The 17134-nt window shown below is 59.5% G+C and carries 14 protein-coding genes and 1 other RNA gene; 11 read left to right on the forward strand and 4 right to left on the reverse strand.

What is annotated here, in order from left to right; all coding sequences use genetic code 11:
• The first annotated feature begins 189 nt into the window (after positions 1-189).
• Both ACURWW_RS11025 and ACURWW_RS11030 read left to right on the forward strand, forming a co-directional pair.
• Positions 190-3021, forward strand: a complete 2832-nt coding sequence (locus tag ACURWW_RS11025; RefSeq protein ID WP_445617210.1) for a TonB-dependent receptor — start codon at positions 190-192, stop codon at positions 3019-3021.
• 64 nt (positions 3022-3085) lie between these two features.
• Entirely contained in the window at positions 3086-4174 is a 1089-nt protein-coding gene (locus ACURWW_RS11030; RefSeq protein ID WP_445617209.1) for a hypothetical protein, read from the forward strand.
• A 74-nt stretch (positions 4175-4248) separates the two neighbouring features.
• Here the strand turns inward: ACURWW_RS11030 and ssrA are convergent.
• Positions 4249-4604, reverse strand: a transfer-messenger RNA (tmRNA) gene (gene ssrA / locus ACURWW_RS11035).
• Positions 4605-5455: 851 nt separating this feature from the next.
• On the opposite strand from ssrA, the gene ACURWW_RS11040 reads away from it, so the two are divergent.
• From ACURWW_RS11040 to gap, 3 genes are all read left to right on the forward strand, one after another.
• Positions 5456-5977 carry an Hsp20 family protein gene (locus ACURWW_RS11040; protein WP_445617208.1) on the forward strand — a complete coding sequence of 174 codons (522 nt, stop codon included), beginning with the start codon at positions 5456-5458 and terminating at the stop codon, positions 5975-5977.
• Positions 5978-6185: 208 nt separating this feature from the next.
• Positions 6186-7544 (forward strand): Do family serine endopeptidase, encoded by a 1359-nt coding sequence (locus tag ACURWW_RS11045; RefSeq protein ID WP_445617207.1) that lies wholly within the window; start codon positions 6186-6188, stop codon positions 7542-7544.
• Positions 7545-7612: 68 nt separating this feature from the next.
• Positions 7613-8632 (forward strand): type I glyceraldehyde-3-phosphate dehydrogenase, encoded by a 1020-nt coding sequence (gap, locus tag ACURWW_RS11050; protein WP_445617206.1) that lies wholly within the window; start codon positions 7613-7615, stop codon positions 8630-8632.
• Between the two features lie 52 nt (positions 8633-8684).
• On the opposite strand, the gene smpB is transcribed toward gap, so the two are convergent.
• The gene (smpB, locus tag ACURWW_RS11055; RefSeq protein ID WP_445617205.1) at positions 8685-9161 is read right to left on the reverse strand and encodes an SsrA-binding protein SmpB; all 477 of its coding nucleotides are present in this window, start codon (positions 9159-9161) and stop codon (positions 8685-8687) included.
• Between the two features lie 190 nt (positions 9162-9351).
• On the opposite strand from smpB, the gene ACURWW_RS11060 reads away from it, so the two are divergent.
• The 3 genes from ACURWW_RS11060 to ACURWW_RS11070 are packed head-to-tail and all read left to right on the forward strand — an operon-like array spanning position 9352 to position 11546.
• Positions 9352-10722 (forward strand): sodium-dependent transporter, encoded by a 1371-nt coding sequence (locus tag ACURWW_RS11060; protein WP_445617204.1) that lies wholly within the window; start codon positions 9352-9354, stop codon positions 10720-10722.
• Positions 10723-10751: 29 nt separating this feature from the next.
• Positions 10752-11186: a type II toxin-antitoxin system RatA family toxin gene (locus tag ACURWW_RS11065; RefSeq protein ID WP_445617203.1), complete on the forward strand. Its 435-nt coding sequence runs from the start codon at positions 10752-10754 to the stop codon at positions 11184-11186.
• A gap of 33 nt (positions 11187-11219) precedes the next feature.
• Positions 11220-11546 (forward strand): RnfH family protein, encoded by a 327-nt coding sequence (locus tag ACURWW_RS11070; protein WP_445617202.1) that lies wholly within the window; start codon positions 11220-11222, stop codon positions 11544-11546.
• Between the two features lies 1 nt (position 11547).
• Here ACURWW_RS11070 and ACURWW_RS11075 read toward each other — a convergent pair whose 3' ends face one another.
• The gene (locus tag ACURWW_RS11075; RefSeq protein ID WP_445617201.1) at positions 11548-11943 is read right to left on the reverse strand and encodes an outer membrane protein assembly factor BamE; all 396 of its coding nucleotides are present in this window, start codon (positions 11941-11943) and stop codon (positions 11548-11550) included.
• A gap of 154 nt (positions 11944-12097) precedes the next feature.
• Between ACURWW_RS11075 and fur the strand changes: the two genes are divergently transcribed.
• On the forward strand, positions 12098-12508 hold the full coding sequence (gene fur / locus ACURWW_RS11080; RefSeq protein WP_445617200.1) for a ferric iron uptake transcriptional regulator: 411 nt from the start codon (positions 12098-12100) through the stop codon (positions 12506-12508).
• 31 nt (positions 12509-12539) lie between these two features.
• On the opposite strand, the gene recN is transcribed toward fur, so the two are convergent.
• A complete protein-coding gene (recN, locus tag ACURWW_RS11085) occupies positions 12540-14195 on the reverse strand; it encodes a DNA repair protein RecN (protein WP_445617199.1) in 1656 nt (551 codons plus the stop codon).
• 262 nt (positions 14196-14457) lie between these two features.
• Here recN and grpE point away from each other — a divergent pair, with 262 nt between their 5' ends.
• The gene (gene grpE / locus ACURWW_RS11090) at positions 14458-15063 is read left to right on the forward strand and encodes a nucleotide exchange factor GrpE (protein WP_445617198.1); all 606 of its coding nucleotides are present in this window, start codon (positions 14458-14460) and stop codon (positions 15061-15063) included.
• A 137-nt stretch (positions 15064-15200) separates the two neighbouring features.
• Positions 15201-17129: a molecular chaperone DnaK gene (gene dnaK, locus ACURWW_RS11095; protein WP_445617197.1), complete on the forward strand. Its 1929-nt coding sequence runs from the start codon at positions 15201-15203 to the stop codon at positions 17127-17129.
• The last annotated feature ends 5 nt before the right edge of the window (positions 17130-17134 follow it).

A 17134-nucleotide genomic window follows, 5' to 3' on the forward strand; every position in this document is an offset into this window, starting at 1 on the left:
CGAGAATGACGTTTCAATGACGTGCGTATTACCTTCGTATGACACCCGGGTCTGACTGAAACAAAGACGTCATCGGACCTTCACCGGAGTGCAACCTCACGGTCACACAGGGCAATTAGGGTGACGCACAAATCATTGTTTCAGGGCGGGTCGCCTCCGGTCGCCCGACGGGAAAGGAGATGTGCGTTCATGAGTTTCGTTCGAGCTTCGCGTTTAAGAATTCTGTGTCTCATACATATGTTTGCGCTTTGCACAGCAACTGTACATGCGCAACCCTCTGGCAGCATTAGTGGAAAAGTAACCGATGCAACTGGCGAGTTCAGTTTTTCCGACGCGGTTATCCGTATCGAAGGGCAGCGCATTAGCACCGTAAGCGGCCGGGATGGTGGCTTCCGCATAGCTAATGTGGCCGCAGGCGAGTACACCCTCGTGGCTGAATACGCCGGCGCAATGCCCGAACGTGTTCAGGTGAGCGTTATGCCGGGTCAGGAAAGCGATGTGCAAATCCGCATCGGGGGCGGCACCGCGACTGATGGCACCCAACTGCGCGGTCTGCTGGTAGACAGCCAGGTCGCCGGACAGGCTGCGGCGATCAATCGGCGCCAGCGGTCCGAAGCGCTGATCGATGTCATTTCATCGGACTCTGTTGGCAACTTCCCGGACCAGAATGTCGCCGAAGCCCTGCAAAGGGCCCCCGGTCTTTCCGTTCAGCGCGATCAGGGGGAAGGGCGCTTCGTGGTCATCCGGGGTATCGATCCGAATTTCAACTCCACCACCATCAACGGCATGCGGGTTCCCGCCCCCGAAGCGGGCTCGCGGGCAGTGAACCTGGATGTGATCTCGTCGGACCTGGTGGAATCCGTGGAAATCAACAAAAGCATCACTCCGGATATGGACGGCGATGCGGTGGGCGGCAACATCGAAGTGAAGACCTTGACCGCGTTCGACCTGGGCGAGCGTAGCTTCAGCACCACTGTTGCGGGCAGTTACAACACCACCAACGAAAAAACCAGTCCCGATCTTGCGGTGACCTATGCGGATCTCTTCAGCATTGGCGGTGGCGGAAACGATTTCGGGATTGCATTCACCTTCAGCCAGTTCGATCGAGACACAGTCTCCGATGGCATTGAAGCCGCGCCGTGGGAAATCCTTGAAACACCAGCCGGCGACGAAGTGCGGGGCATGCTTGAGGGTGAGCAAAGGGACTACGTGCTGACTCGCAAGCGCACCAGCGCGGCTCTCAACTTCGACTATCGTCCAAACAACGTCTCGTCCTTTTATTTCCGCACCCTTTATAGCGAGTTCGACGATCAGGAAGTGAAGCTGGAGAACATATATAAGTTTGAAGAGGGCGATATCATCGCGCTCAACGGCGCAAGCGGACGTTTTGCAGGCGCGGAGCTGGAGAAGGCCAACAAGGACAGCAACAAGGTCATGGAGATCACGAGCTACAGCATCGGCGGTGAACACGACCTGGCGCCCTGGATGATCGATTACAACCTGGGCTATGCCGTAGCGGGCGAGCAGGGCGATCTGGAGATCGTCGGTGAATATCTCGCCGAAGGCGTCGACCTGAGCTACACCCGGGCCGGTGACTCCGAGCAGCCGATTCTGTCCTTGGACGGCGCGTTCGGGCTGGATGGCAGCGACTACGAGCTGCAGCAAGCCGAGGGTGAAAGCGTGTTTGCAGAGGAGCGCGAGCTGGCACTTGAGCTCAATGCGCGCCGTGATGTGCACTTTGGCAATGCCCCGGGTTACATCCAGTTCGGCGCCAAGGCCCGGTTGCGGGAAAAAGAGAACGACGTGAATCTGTGGGTGTACGACGAGTTTGATGAGAGCTACACCATAGCCGATGTTGCCGCCGGCCCGATCGATCATCCGCTCCGCGGCAACTTCGGTCCCGCCGTGGACGCAGACCGCTTCCGGGCGTTCTTCAAAGCCAATCGCGCCAGCTTCGGCCTCAACGAAGAGGACAGCGCGGTCGACAGCCGCGCCGAGGACTACGACATTGAGGAAGACATTTACGCAGCCTACCTGATGGGCAATGTCGACTTCGACAAAGTCAGCGTCCTGGCCGGCTTGCGGGTCGAGCAGACTGAATACACCGCCACCGGTACCCAGGTGGTCATCGATGAGGAAAACGGTAGCGGCGATCCAGAGCTGAGCGAATACAGTGGTGACAAACGTTATACCCACCTTCTCCCGAGTTTGAACATCGATTACAAGCTGCAGGACAACATGTCCCTGCGGGCGGCCGTGTCGCGCACCATAGCCCGACCCGGATTCGAGGCCGCCGGACCCTGGCAGGTGATTGAAGTGGAAGAGGACGAGGGTGAGTTCGAGCGGGTGGCGGAAAAGGGAAACACGGATCTTGAACCGCTTGAGTCCCTCAACCTGGATCTGCGCTGGGACTACTACCCGAGCGGTGTGAGCATGGTCTCCGCCGGTATGTTTTATAAAGACATCAGCGACTTCTTCCTGGTGCAGAACACAGCCGGGCGGGGTGCCTTTGGTAACTTCGACGAAGTGTGGGAAACAGTCAACGCCGGCGACGCGGAGCTGTACGGGATAGAGTTGGCTTATTTGCGCCAGCTGGACTTCCTGCCTGGGGCCCTCGACGGCCTCCTGCTGAACGCCAGCTACACCTGGACCGACAGCGAGACCGACGTTCACGAGCGCAGTGGCGGGATCCCTCTGCCCGGCCAGTCGGACCATATCGCCAGCCTGGCCATCGGCTACGAGAAACACGGGTTCAATCTTCGATTGGCGGCCGCTTACCGCAGTGAGTTCTTCGAGGAGACCGATGACATCGAGAACCCGGCTTTCGACCGCTATCAGGGCGATCACTTGCAGGTCGATTTTGTTGGCAAGTACCGAATCAACGATGCGGTGCAGGTTTTCGTGAACGTTATCAACATTAACGATGAGTCCCTCTACGCTTACTGGGGCAAACCGGGCTACAACTCCCAGTACGAGGAGTACGGGCGAACCGTGGAAGCGGGCCTTCGCCTGAACTTCTGATCCCTTCGACTTCAACTCCGGGGCACTATGCCCCGGGTTTCTGTTTTTACCCGATAGGTATCATATGGATTTTCAAACCAGACTCTTTACGGCCGCCGTGTCCGGTGGGTTCGCAATTCTTGTCGGCGCGTGCCAGCCCAGCAGCGACGGGGCGACCGACGCCGCGGAGCCAGCGCAGATCCCTGTCCTCAACGAAGTTTATATGACCGTCCGTGACGAGGCCGACAATGTTGACTCGGTCGCCGTCTGGCACGGCCCGGAAGGGCAGCACTGGCTTGTCGCCACCGCCAAGAGCACGGATCAGTTGATCGTTTTTGACGCCGCGTCGGGCGAGGTCCTCGGCAAAGTTGGTGAGCGCGGCGAGGGGGTAGCACAGTTCAAAAGACCTAACGGAATCTCCATTGTCGATAACACGCTCATGGTCGTAGAGCGGGACAACCAGCGTGTGCAGGTGTTCGGCTTGCCCGGCTTCACGCCCCTTGGCAGCTTCGGCGAGCAACAGCTGGCACTGCCCTACGGCCTATGGGTTCAGCCGGTTGCGGAAGGCTACCGGGTCGCCGTAACCGATGCGTATGAAACTGCGGACGAAGAGATCCCCCCGCCAGAGGAACTGGACCGCCGTCTCCACCTGTATCACGTCAGTCATGAGGGGGAAGGCATCAGTGGCCAGTGGCTGCGCACCGCAGGGGATGTCGAAGGCAGAGGGGTACTGGAAAAAGTGGAATCCCTCTTTGGCGATACGACCCATGACCGCCTGTTGGTTTCGGACGAATCCGAAGCCCAGCTGAACGTAAAAATCTATGATCTGGATCTGAACTTCACCGGCCAGACCTTGGGGGACGGCCAGTTCCAGTACGAGCCGGAAGGGATCGCCCTATATGCCTGCCCCGACGGCAGCGGCTTCTGGCTGGTGGCGGACCAGGACGAACGGGTTAATACCTTCCTGGCCTTCGATCGTAAAACCCTCCAGCCAATGGGCGGATTTCGGGGCGGTCAGGTGCTGAACACGGACGGAGTCTGGCTGACTCAAACATCCCTGCCAAACCTTCCCCAGGGTGCCTTTTTTGCTGTGCATGATGACGGAAACGTCGGCGCCTTTGACATGGCGGACATCCTGGAGGCCCTGGGTCGGCAAGCCTGCCCGGGCGCCTAAGCAGACCGAAACCCAAAACATCGCCTGATAAACAAAAAAGGCCCTCTCGCTTGTGCGGGAGGGCCTTTTGCTGTTGGTGGAGGCGGCGGGAGTTGAACCCGCGTCCGTCAACACTCTGCTCAGTGCTCTACATGCTTAGGTCCGTTTATTGATTTAGCCACCAACAACCCAACGGGCAGGACGTTGGCAGCGAGCCTGGTAAGAGTTTAACAGCGCCACCCCAGGCGGGCTTTGCTGCGATCCAGTTCTGTATGACAGTCAATAACGCGGTACTGGCACCTTGCTAAAGACCGCTAGCGGGGTTTAAGCCGCTAGAGCGTAGTTGTCGTCGTTGGCAACTATTAAGTTACAGCTTTGGATTAACGTGATTCGCTGTCATCACGGCATGCACATCTGAGTTTTGTATCGGCGTCGAATCCAAATCGCCCCCCGAACTTCGTCTGAAGCCCTATGCCTGCGTTGCGCTTCCTCGCTCGTTCAGTCAGGTACTTGTTGTACCTTCCTTCACTCGCTCGTCGCGCGCCTTGGCCTAAGGCTTCATGCTGTGTTCGGCCTATTTGCCGAACTTTGCAACGGACATCGTCCGATCTGTTTGGCTGAATCCCCGCGGCGGTGTGCGGTGGTGCCCAAACGTGGACTCGCAAAAGCGATAACCGCGCCTAGCGCGGGGATTCAGGTGGTTCGGTCGGTAGCCGAACCTGGCGCCTGGTGCGGGCGCCGCTTTTGTGGGTCGCAGAGTGCGAACCCACAGAAGCTCCAGTTCTGCGGAATCCCTATGGCGGTGCTGCGTTTGGTCAGGGCTCCAGTACAAAGTACCTTCGCTTACCTGGTCGTGCGCTCCTGCCACAGGGACCCTACCCGGGTCCGGTGTTACCGAACATCTGGCAAACCCGCCGAAGCGAAGTTTACCACCGGGACTTCTTAGATGATTTGGGGACCAGTCCGTTCCCGTCCTGACATCAAAATAGTGCAAATTCTGTCCAGAGGCGGTGTCCGCGCCTATTGTAGTGCAAAGCGCCGGCAGGGGATAGCGATGCACTGCAAACTCTTCCGGCCCTCAGGGCCAGATATGGGGGTGGCACGGTTGAATGCAAGGGTGCGGTTGAGGGCTTGGCCGATGATTCGGGTGCCTCCACGCCCTTGAAAAATTTCTGGCGGACCCTAGATATCCGGCAAGCCGAGTCTCGTGCGGGATCGGCTGCGGGGGCTTCGGTTGGCAGTCCGGGGCCCGGCTCTTATTGGTTGTTTTTACTTTCTATTGCTTCTTTTTGGAGGATAGTTATGACTGCGATTGATTTGAGTCCCCTGTATCGCAGCAGCATCGGTTTCGACCGGCTGGCATCCTTGCTGGATTCCGCCTTGCGCTCCGATCAGGTCTCCTCTTATCCCCCCTACGATATCGAAGCGCTTGAGGAGAATCAGTATGCGATCACCCTGGCTGTGGCAGGCTTTGAACAGAGCGAGCTGACCATTCAGGTGGAGAGCGGTGTACTGACAGTCTCCGGACGCAAGGCCGGCGATAAATCCGAGCGGCGATATCTCCATCAGGGCATTGCGCAGCGCGCGTTCGAGCGCAAGTTCAGCCTCGCTGACCACGTGGAGGTGACCAACGCGAAGCTGAGCAATGGGCTGCTGACCATCAGCCTCGTCCGCGAGGTGCCCGAGGCCATGAAGCCGAAGCAGATTCTGATCAGTGCCGGCGGCGGTAATGTGCTGGAGCATCGGAAGTCGGAATCGGCCGCGGCAAGCTCCTCGGAGTCGGGGCAGAAGGCCGATGAGAGCAAGGCTGGTAAAGCAGCGTGATGAAATCCGCCAGCGGGACTTTGTTGGCCCGCTGGCGGGTTTGATTAGAAACGAAAAAAGATCAATTCACGCGCGGAGTGGTCACGCCATCACCGATCCGGGGCTTTCCGCGCGGTTTTCCTACGGCTGCCCCAATACCGGCGCGACAGCGCCGCTGTCCTTCTGTTAACTTTATTGAGTCCAGTATGACCTCCGGAGATTGAATGACATGACGCTCAAGCGCTGGCTTCTCGCCTGTATTCTGTTGCCGCTCAGTATCACCGCCAGCCACGCGGCCTTGCCGAGCCACGACTCTGAAGGGCGTGAGCTGCCCTCCCTGGCGCCAATGCTTGAGAGCGTCAATCCGGCCGTGGTGAACATTGCAACCTATTCCCACCAGCAAACCTACAACCCCTTGCTGAACGATTCGTTTTTCCGCCACTTTTTCAACATTCCGGACGACCGCTACCGCCGCGGCCCGCAGCGGCGGCAGCAGAGCGCCGGCTCCGGCGTGATTGTGGACGCGGGCGAGGGTGTGGTGCTGACCAATTACCACGTCATCAAGGATGCCGATGAGGTGCAGGTGTCGCTGGTGGATGGCCGCATTTTTCAAGCGGAGGTGCGGGGGGTGGATGCCGAACTGGACATCGCCGTGCTGGAGATCGACGGCAAGAATCTCACGGCCGCTAAATTGGCCAATTCAAATCACTTGCGGGTCGGGGATTTTGTAGTCGCCATCGGCAACCCTTTCGGTTTGGGGCAGACGGTGACAACCGGTGTGGTGAGCGCGCTGGGGCGCACCGGGCTGGGCATCGAGGGCTACGAGAACTTCATCCAGACCGATGCCTCCATCAACCCCGGGAACTCCGGGGGCGCGCTGGTCAACCTGAATGGAGAGCTCATTGGCATCAACACAGCGATCATTGCACCGGCGGGTGGCAATGTTGGTATCGGCTTTGCCATCCCCATCAACATGGCCAAGTCCAGCATGGCGCAGATTCTGCGCGACGGAAAGGTCAAGCGGGGCACGATTGATATCAGTGTGCAGGATATTACCCCGGATCTGCGCCAGGCATTTTCCCTGCCCCTGGGCCAGCACGGCATTCTGGTCACCGATGTGAAATCCGGCTCAAGCGCCGGTAGAGCGGGAGTCAAGGTGGGGGATGTAATAGTTTCCATTGCCGGCGAACGAACCCAATCGGTGGCCCAGTGGCGCAGCCAGCTTGCGGTGCGCGGCATCGGCCAGGATGTGGAGCTTGGCATTTTGCGTGGTGGCAAAGTGCACAAGGTGAAGGTCGATGTGGTCGCCCCGGAGCAGCTCGTTGTGGAGGATGCACGCATCCATCCCCTCCTGGTGGGCGCCCGGTTTGAAGACAGCCCCAACGGGGATGGAGTTCTTGTGGCGGGTCTCGCGCCGAATTCCCGGGCGGCTTATAGCGGGCTGCGACCGGGTGATATGATTTACGGAGCGAACCGGGTGCGGGTCAGCGATATCGAAAGTCTGGTGCGCGCTGTGCAGCGCAACCGCCGCGAAATCCTCCTGCAGATCCGCAGGGGCGGTAACTCGTTTTACCTCGTGGTGCGTTAGCTGCCCGCCACTCGGAAGTGCATGCAGGCGCCGCGCGTGCGGCGATAATGTTGAACAGGGAGAGCGTAATGTCAGTCCCCAAGATTGCAATCAATGGTTTTGGCCGAATCGGTCGCACGGTGCTGCGGATCGGCAAACTGCGGCACCACTATGATGTGGTGGCCGTCAACGACCTGGCTAGCCCCGAACAGCTGGCCTACGCGTTCAAGTACGACAGCATTCACGGCATTTTTCCAGGTGAGGTGAAGCTGATCGACGGCGGCATGGAGGTGGAGGGCGACGCCTTCAAGGTTTTCAGCGAGCCGGACCCGGCCAAGCTGCCCTGGAAAGAGCTGGGGGTGGATTACGTGGTGGAGAGCAGCGGGAAGTTTCGCCGCATCGCGGATCTGGAGAAGCATCTGGAGGCGGGTGCAAAAAGGGTGCTCCTGACGGTGCCCAGCAAGGACCCGCTCGAGGCTACGGTGGTGCGCGGTGTAAACGATCACGTGATCACCAAGGACACAAAAATCGTCAGCAACGCCAGTTGTACCACTAACTGCGCGGCGCCGCTGGCGAAGGTTCTGCATGAGGCATTCGGTATCAAACGGGGCCTGTTGACGACCGTGCATGCCTACACCTCCGACCAGCGCCTGATCGATGCCCCCCACAAGGACATGCGCCGCTCTCGCAGCGCGGCCACCAATATCGTGCCCACCTCGACCGGGGCTGCCCGCGCGATCGGCATGGTGATGCCGGAACTGAAAGGCAAGCTGGATGGCCTGGCCATGCGGGTGCCGGTGCCGGACGGCAGTATCGTGGATCTGACCGTGGAAGTGGACAGGGACGTAACGGTTGAAGAGGTGAATCAGGCCATGCGCGACGCCGCCGAGGGATCGCTGAAGGGGATTCTGTCCTACTGCACCGTGCCGATCGTGTCGAGCGATATTGTTGGCAACGCCTATTCCAGCATCTTCGATGCCGCATTGACCCAGGTGATGGACAAACGGATGGTCAAGGTTGTGAGCTGGTACGACAATGAATGGGGCTACAGTTCACGCATGGATGAATTGGTGTGCAAGCTGGCGGAGATGGACGGACTGGGTTGCTGAGGCTCGGGGGGAGATGGCTGTGAGCCCGCGAAGCGGGCTCACCTCTGCCGATTCAGGTATTGAACTCCTTCATCACCCGCCGCTTCTCGCGGTTCCAGTCCCGCTCCTTCTCGGTGGCCCGCTTGTCGTGGGCCTGCTTGCCCTTGGCGAGGGCGATCTTGCACTTCACCAGGTGGTTCTTCCAGTACAGGTCCGTTGCGACCACGGTGTAGCCCTTCTGCTCGGTGGCGATCTGCAGACGCGAGAGCTCCCGCTGCTTCAGCAGTAGCTTGCGGGTGCGGGTCGGGTCCGCCACGAAGTGGGTCGATACGGTGGACAGGGGCTGGATCTGAGCGCCCAGGAGCCACGCCTCTCCGTTTTTGAAGATCACGTAGCTATCCGTCAGCTGCACCTTCCCTTCCCGCAGGCTTTTTACCTCCCACCCCTGAAGCTGGAGGCCCGCCTCGATGCTTTCTTCCAGGTGGTAGTCAAAGCGCGCCTTCTTGTTCTGGGCGATGGTATTGCTGGGTTTTTTCGGTTTCTTGGCCATGGCCGCGGATTATATAGATCAGCACCCATCCTGGATACGGGGTCGCCGGTTCGCGCCGCTTCCGGTGGTGGTCTTCAGGATTCGGCCAATCCTGCTACAATCGCGCTGGCGTCGAAAATGACAGATCTCATATAACAATAGCTGCGGCCACAATCCCATGACTCAAATAAACGTAACGCAGAGAGACACGATGACCCGCAAAATGCACGGAACCTGGTCCAGCCGGTGGACCTTCATTCTGGCGGCGACCGGCTCCGCCGTGGGCCTGGGCAATATATGGAAGTTCCCCTATATCGCGGGCGAACATGGCGGCGGCGCCTTCGTCATGATCTATCTGCTTTGTATCGTAGTGATCGGTGTACCCATCATGATGGCCGAGACCATGCTCGGCCGACGGGGCCGACAGAGCCCGATCAACACCATGCGGGATCTGTGCATCGAGGCCAGGGCCAGCCGGCTCTGGGTGGCCATTGGCTGGAGCGGGGTTCTGGCGGGGCTGCTGATCCTCTCCTTTTACAGCGTCATCGCCGGCTGGTCGCTCAACTACATTTTCACGATTGCGGATGGCACCTTCATCAATGCCAGTTCCGAGACCGTCGTGGCGAACTTCGAGACCTTGCAGGCCAACAAGAGCGAAATGATCTTCTGGCACACGCTCTTTATCCTCATGACCATGGCTGTGGTCATCGGGGGTGTCAGCAAGGGGCTGGGAAATACCATTCGGATCATTATGCCGGTCCTCTTCGTTCTGCTCCTGGCGCTGCTGGGCTACGGGTTTACGGAAGGGAATTTCCGAGAGGGTTTCAGCTTCCTGTTCAACTTCAAGGTGGAGAGCCTCACCTGGGGTGGCGTGCTGGTGGCTCTCGGCCATGCGTTTTTTACCCTGAGCCTGGGCATGGGCGCCATCATGGCCTACGGCTCCTACATGCCGGGAGATACGTCTATTGGTAAGACGGTCATGACCGTGGCGGCCCTGGATACCACCGTCGCGCTGGTGGCCGGGCTTGCGATTTTCCCCATCGTGTTCGCCCACGAAAGCCTGCAGGCGGGCGCCGGACCGGGCCTCCTGTTCGTCAGCCTGCCGGTGGCCTTCGGCAACATGACGGGGGGGCTTGTCTTTGGGGTGCTCTTCTTTGTACTCATCAGCCTCGCGGCCTGGAGTTCGGCCATTTCTTTGATCGAGCCGGGGGTGGCCTGGCTGGTGGAAACCCAGAAATTCGGGCGGGTTGGGGCCAACCTCCTGTTGGGAGCGGTGGCCTGGACTCTGGGCCTCGGAACTGTCTTGTCGTTCAACGATTGGGCTGGCGAGGAATACCAACTCTTCGGGTTGACCTTCTTTGAACTGGTGGACTCGCTTACCGCCAACTTCATGCTGCCCCTGGGAGGGATGTTCATTGCGATTTTCGCAGGCTGGTTCATGCGCAGAGAGCATGTTCGCCGGGAGCTTTCTCACGAATCCCCGCGCATGTTCGAGCTCTGGCGTTTCCTGGTGCGATACATTTCACCCACTCTGGTGCTGCTGGTTTTTATCTCGCTGATCTGGGATATGGTCGCTAACTGATATCGTCAACCGAAGGTTTGAAGTGCCCCGTGGCAAAACATATTGAACGCAGTGCGTTGGTGGAATACTCAGCACCCCAGATGTACGCGCTGGTCAACGACGTTGAGAATTATCCCCATTTCATGCGGGGCTGCGTGGGCGCCGAGGTGCTCAGGCAGGGGGACGGTTTCTTGGAGGCGCGTCTGGATCTGCGCATGGGCGCCCTGGAGAAGAGCTTTGTCACTCGCAACACCCTGGTGCCTCACGAAGCCATCGAAATGCATTTGCTGCAAGGGCCGTTCAGGACGCTTGAGGGACTCTGGACCTTTCGTGCCCTCAGCGAGACGGCCTGCAAAGTAAGCCTAAGCCTGAGTTTCGAGTTTGAGAGTAAACTGCTGGCTCTGGCCGCCGACCCCTGGTTCGAGGGTGTTGGCAATCAGTTGGTGTCGGCGCTGGTGGAGCGGGCCAAGGAGGTCTATGGGTAGGCCTGTTGTGAATCCCGGACAGGAAGAGTGGTCGTGAGCGGTAATACGGACAGCATCCAAGTGGAGGTCGCCTACGCGCGGCCCGACAAGCAGAGAATCATCGCCTTGCAGGTCGCTCCGGGGACCACAGCTCTGGAGGCGGCGCAGCTTTCAGGGATTGTGGATGAATTTCCGGAAATCGACCTGGCGGAAGCGAAGATGGGACTGTTTGGCAAGCATTTTGGCACCAAGGGCATGAAACCCGCCGATCAATACCGGGTGCAGGAACGGGATCGGGTGGAAATTTACCGACCCCTGATCGCGGACCCGAAAGAGGTCCGTCGCCGTCGCGCCGAAAAGGCGAAGGCCGCGAAGACCTGAATCAACCCTCGGCACCGCCCGGATTTTCCCCGGCCGTCTGCAACTGGCTGGGTCGGAAATCTCCAACGAAATGGGTCAACTGGCCTCCATCGTCGAAGAATACGGTGAGTCGCTCCGTGGTGGTTTCGCCCTCGGAGTCACGCACGGAAAAGAAATAATCCCAGCGGTTCTGCTGGAAACTGTCCGTGATCAACGGCGTGCCGAGCACATAGTTGACCTGGCGTTTGGTCATGCCCGGTTGCAACTGATCGATCATATCCTGAGTGACGATGTTGCCCTGCTGAATAGTCAGCCGGTAAACCCCCGGAAACTGAAACCAGGAGCAGGCGCCCAGGCTGGTGGCGCCGGCGATGACCAGGATGCTGATCAGGGTTTTACGAAGGTAGGACTTTCTCATTGCCTGGGGTTCCACATTGGTGCGCGAACGCGGATAATACATGATTAAATTGCCTACTGCGAAGCCACACCCAAAGCCGGCGGCACACCCGGGTTCAAGCCCGGTCGCCCGGACTTGACTCCATCCAGCCGGCCGATAAAACGAGGGAGCCACGATGTCATCGGAAAATGCTGAACTCCGCAATGCGGGACTCAAAGTGACCCTGCCACGGGTCAAGATTCTGCAAATTTTGGAGGGTTCCGACCAGCGGCACATGAGTGCTGAAGATGTCTACAAGGCTCTGTTGGAGCAAGGCGAAGATGTAGGCCTTGCCACGGTGTACCGAGTGCTGACCCAATTTGAAAACGCCGACCTGGTCATGCGTCACAACTTCGATGGTGGCCACTCTGTTTTCGAACTGGCGCGCGGGGAGCACCACGATCACATGGTGTGCGTTGATACAGGCAAGGTGATCGAGTTCCACAATGAACAAATCGAAGAGCTTCAGTTAAAGCTGGCCGAAGAGCACGGCTACGACCTGGTCGGGCACTCGCTGGTCCTCTATGTGAAGCCGAAGAACAAGTGAGATCCAGCGTCTCCCGCTTCGTTCCCTCGCCTCAGGCCTCCACCATCTCCCGCGCATGATCCAGTGAAGCCTGGGTCATCCTGTTGTTGCCAATCATCCGGGCAATTTCCTCTACGCGCTGATCGTGGTTGAGCTGCTCCAGGCTGGTCATTGCCGTATTGCCTTTGGTGCTCTTGTTCACTCGCAGGTGGCTGTGGGCCTTGCTGGCGACCTGGGCCAGGTGAGTGACGCAGATGATCTGGGCCCTCTCTCCAAGCTGCCGCAGCAGTCGTCCCACCGTGTCCGCAGTGGCGCCGCCAATCCCTACGTCGATTTCATCAAACACCAGAGTCGGGGCGGGCGAGGTCTGCGCGGTGACCACTTGGATGGCCAGGCTGATACGGGACAATTCACCCCCTGAGGCGATCTTGACCAGCGGTTTGAGCGGCTGCCCCGGGTTGGTGCTGATGACCAGTTGAACCTCTTCCAGGCCCGTCGCCGCCGGTTTTTCTCCGGGAGTGAGGTCCACCTCCAGCCGGGCGTGCTCCATGGAGAGCTTCTTCAGCTGCTGGTTAACCGCCTTGGCCAGACGCTTGCCAGCGGATTGGCGCTGGGCGCTGAGGGTCTCCGCCAGACGGCGGTACTCCGTTTCCAGTTGTTCCAGTTTGGCCGCCAACCGGTCCAGGTCTCCGTCTTCGCCGGCAAGTCCCTGCAGTTCCGTGCTCAGGTTCTGGTGCAGAGCCGGTAGCTCGTCCGGCTGGACGCGGTGCTTGCGGGCAATTTCAAAAATGGCGCTGAGGCGCTCCTCCACAAACTGCAGGCGTTCCGGGTCCAGCTCAAACCCGTCGATGTAGCGCTCCACACCGCTCTGGGCCTCTTCCACCTGAATCTGGGCCGAGGCCAGCATCTGCGCCGCCTCCCGGAAGGCAGGCACATCCTGCGGCAAGTCCTCCACAATCTGCAGTGCCTGGTTCATGGCTTCCAGGAGGCTCTGGTCCTCGCCGCCGCACAAGGCCACCAGCTTGTAGCTGTTGTGCAGAATGGCTTCGCCGTTTGCCAGGGTTTTCTGCTCCGCCTCCAGCTGCTGGACTTCGTCAGGCTGCAGAGCCAGTTGATCCAGTTCCTCTACCTGATAGCTGAGCAGCTGAATGCGCGCGCTCGCTTCTTCGGCGTTTTCCTTCAGGTCCCGGAACCGGGTGAGAGTTGCCTGCCACTCGCGATAGGCGGTCGCCACCTGGGCCGCCAGTTCCTGGTGGCCGGCGTACTCGTCGAGCAAGCGGCGCTGAGTGTCCTTTTTCAGTAATGACTGATGCTCGTGCTGGGCATGGATGTCGATGAGCATCTGCCCCAGGCTGCGCAACTGGGCGATGGTGACCGGCTGCCCATTGATGTAGGCGCGCGAGCGGCCCTCGGCGGTGATAACCCGCCTCAACAGGCACTCACCGTCCAGGTCGAGATCGTGGTCCCCCAGCCACTGCCGAGCCGCCGGAAGGCGCTCGATATCAAAGCTGGCGTTTACTTCGGCCCGCTTCTGGCCGGCGCGGATCCGGTCGGCGTCCGCGCGATCTCCCAGGGTGAGCGCCAGAGCATCCAGCAATACGGACTTGCCTGCGCCTGTTTCCCCGGTAATAGCGGTCATGCCCTGGTGGAGTTCCAGGTCGAGTCTGTCCACCAGGGTGTAGTTATAGATCGCGAGATGCGTGAGCACGAAGCAACCCTCTTGCAGGAGATTTCTGGTTATTTATACAGGTTTTTGCTGAGCTCCACCAGAGGGGGCGGTCCAGGCAGAGGCAGTGCAACTGCGTCCCGACGGAGGACCGGTCCCGGTCTGGGGCGCAGAATTTTCAGACGCGATGCTTGAATGTGGCCGCGCTGTCCCCATATAGCGACAATTCAGACGTACATCCTTCATACGGGCCAAGGGGCTCACGGGAGCCCGGCCGCAACCATCGGGAAGACGGGAGATAGTAGTGGCAGACGAACATCGCGATCAAGAAGGCCGGGGCCAGGCAGACGAGCCTCAGGATCGGCCGGAGGAGCAATCCGCAGCGCAGGATCAGGGCGAAAAGTCCGCAAAACAGGAAGGCGAGCAGGAGCGGGATCTGGAAGCGGAGATCGAGGAACTGCAAGCCCGCCTGGTCCATGCCAATGAAGAGGTGCTGCGCGCCCAGGCGGACGCTCAGAACGCTCTGCGCCGGGCCGAGCGGGATGTGGAGAAGGCGCACAAGTTTGGCCAGGAGAAACTTGTGAGTGATCTGCTGGCCGTGGTGGACAACCTCGAGCGCGCACTCGGAGCTGTCAGCGAACCCAATGACGAGTCCGTCAAGGCCATCGTCGAAGGCGTGGAGCTCACGCACAAGGGGCTGGTTGACACTCTCAGGAACCACAAGGTCGAGCAGATCGACCCCCAGGGCGAGCCTTTCGACCCGGAGCTGCATCAGGCCATGACCACAACTGAAAGCCGCGAGGTGGAGCCCAACACGGTGCTCGAGGTGTTTCAGAAGGGCTACACGCTGCACGGGCGTCTGGTTCGTCCGGCCATGGTCGTGGTTTCCAAGGCGCCTGTGGAAGCCTGAGGTCGGAATCGACAAATTGAGCGGCGCTGCCGGCTTGAAATTCCGCGCGGCGAGCCAATATAGGCAGCAACTGTTTCCAAATCGTCAGGGCCGAACAGACCGGCAGCGACACATCGAACATAGTGGGAGATTATCAAATGGGTAAAATCATCGGCATCGACCTGGGAACCACCAATTCCTGTGTCGCCATCCAGGAAGGCGGCAAGGCCAAGGTCATCGAGAACGCAGAAGGCGATCGCACCACGCCTTCCATCGTGGCGTTTACAGAAGACAAGGAAATCCTGGTAGGGCAGAGCGCGAAGCGACAGGCCGTCACCAACCCCCACAATACCCTGTTTGCGGTCAAGCGTCTGATCGGCCGCAAGTTCAAGGACGACGTGGTACAGAAAGACATCTCTATGGTGCCCTACAAAATTGTCGAAGCGGACAATGGCGATGCCTGGGTGGAAGTGGCCGGCGACAAGAAAGCGCCGCCGCAGATCTCCGCCGAAGTCCTGAAGAAAATGAAGAAGACTGCGGAAGACTACCTGGGTGAGAAAGTCACAGAGGCGGTGATTACCGTGCCCGCCTACTTCAACGACTCCCAGCGCCAGGCGACCAAGGACGCCGGACGAATCGCCGGGCTTGAAGTCAAGCGCATCATCAACGAGCCCACCGCTGCGGCTCTTGCCTATGGTATGGACAAGGCCAAGGGCGATCGCACCATTGCGGTCTACGACCTGGGCGGTGGAACCTTCGATATCTCCATTATCGAGATTGCCGATGTGGACGGTGAGCACCAGTTCGAAGTGCTGTCCACCAACGGGGACACCTTCCTCGGCGGTGAGGACTTTGACCTGCGCCTGATCGAGTATCTGGCGGCCGAATTCAAGAAGTCCAACGGCATCGACCTGCACAACGATCCGCTGGCTCTGCAGCGCCTGAAGGAAGCGGCGGAAAAAGCCAAGATCGAGTTGTCGTCGAGCCAGCAGACCGAGGTGAACCTGCCTTACATCACCGCGGACGCGACCGGACCCAAGCACCTTGTGGTCAAGCTCACCCGCGCAAAGCTGGAAAGCCTGGTGGAGGAACTGGTTCAGCGATCCCTGGAGCCGGTCAAGACTGCGATTCAGGATTCCGGCGTTTCGGTGAACGACATCAGCGATGTGATCCTGGTGGGTGGTCAGACCCGTATGCCGCTGGTACAGACCAAAGTGGCTGAGTTCTTCGGCAAGGAGCCCCGCAAAGACGTGAACCCCGACGAAGCTGTCGCCATGGGCGCGGCCATTCAGGGGGCGGTCCTGTCAGGCGATGTGAAAGACGTGCTGCTGCTGGATGTGACTCCGCTGACTCTGGGTATCGAGACCATGGGTGGCGTGGCGACTCCGTTGATCGAGAAGAACACCACCATACCCACCAAGAAGTCCCAGGTGTTCTCAACCGCGGAAGACAATCAGACGGCAGTGACCATCCACGTGGTACAGGGTGAGCGCAAGCAGGCGACCCAGAACAAGTCGCTGGGCCGGTTCGACCTGGCCGACATCCCGCCCTCGCCGCGCGGCATGCCCCAGATCGAAGTGACCTTCGATATCGATGCCAACGGTATCCTGAACGTGAGCGCGAAAGACAAGGCCACCGGCAAAGAGCAGTCCATCGTCATCAAGGCCTCCTCCGGCCTCAGCGACGATGAGATCGATCAAATGGTCAAGGACGCGGAAGCCAACGCCGAAGCGGACCGCAAGTTCGAGGAGCTGGTCTCCGCCCGCAATACGCTGGAAGGTCTGATTCACGCGACCCGCAAGACCCTGGAAGAAGCCGGAGACAAGGCATCGGCCGACGAAAAGTCCGCGATTGAAGCGGCCCTGTCCGAGGCGGAAGAAGCGGTCAAGACCGACGACAAGGAGAAGATCGACGCAGCGGCGACCAAACTGGGCGAAGCGTCCAGTTCTCTAGCTCAGAAGATGTACGCGGAGCAGGGCCAGCCGGGGGCAGAAGGTGCTCAGGCCGGGGGAGCCCAGCAGGAGAAGCCGGCTGAAGATGGCGCAGTGGATGCGGAGTTTGAAGAGGTCAAGGAAGACAACAAGTAAGGCGG

It is taken from the genome of Gilvimarinus sp. F26214L (genome assembly GCF_054401055.1).

What these genes read in the sequence shown, in the direction of transcription:
- ACURWW_RS11040 (WP_445617208.1), top strand. Translation starts at nt 5,456, where the DNA reads ATGACTGCGATTGATTTGAGTCCCCTGTATCGCAGCAGCATCGGTTTC.
- gap (WP_445617206.1), top strand. Translation starts at nt 7,613, where the DNA reads ATGTCAGTCCCCAAGATTGCAATCAATGGTTTTGGCCGAATCGGTCGC.
- ACURWW_RS11025 (WP_445617210.1), top strand. Translation starts at nt 190, where the DNA reads ATGAGTTTCGTTCGAGCTTCGCGTTTAAGAATTCTGTGTCTCATACAT.
- ACURWW_RS11075 (WP_445617201.1), bottom strand. Translation starts at nt 11,943, where the DNA reads ATGAGAAAGTCCTACCTTCGTAAAACCCTGATCAGCATCCTGGTCATC.
- smpB (WP_445617205.1), bottom strand. Translation starts at nt 9,161, where the DNA reads ATGGCCAAGAAACCGAAAAAACCCAGCAATACCATCGCCCAGAACAAG.
- fur (WP_445617200.1), top strand. Translation starts at nt 12,098, where the DNA reads ATGTCATCGGAAAATGCTGAACTCCGCAATGCGGGACTCAAAGTGACC.
- ACURWW_RS11045 (WP_445617207.1), top strand. Translation starts at nt 6,186, where the DNA reads ATGACGCTCAAGCGCTGGCTTCTCGCCTGTATTCTGTTGCCGCTCAGT.
- ACURWW_RS11030 (WP_445617209.1), top strand. Translation starts at nt 3,086, where the DNA reads ATGGATTTTCAAACCAGACTCTTTACGGCCGCCGTGTCCGGTGGGTTC.
- ACURWW_RS11060 (WP_445617204.1), top strand. Translation starts at nt 9,352, where the DNA reads ATGACCCGCAAAATGCACGGAACCTGGTCCAGCCGGTGGACCTTCATT.
- dnaK (WP_445617197.1), top strand. Translation starts at nt 15,201, where the DNA reads ATGGGTAAAATCATCGGCATCGACCTGGGAACCACCAATTCCTGTGTC.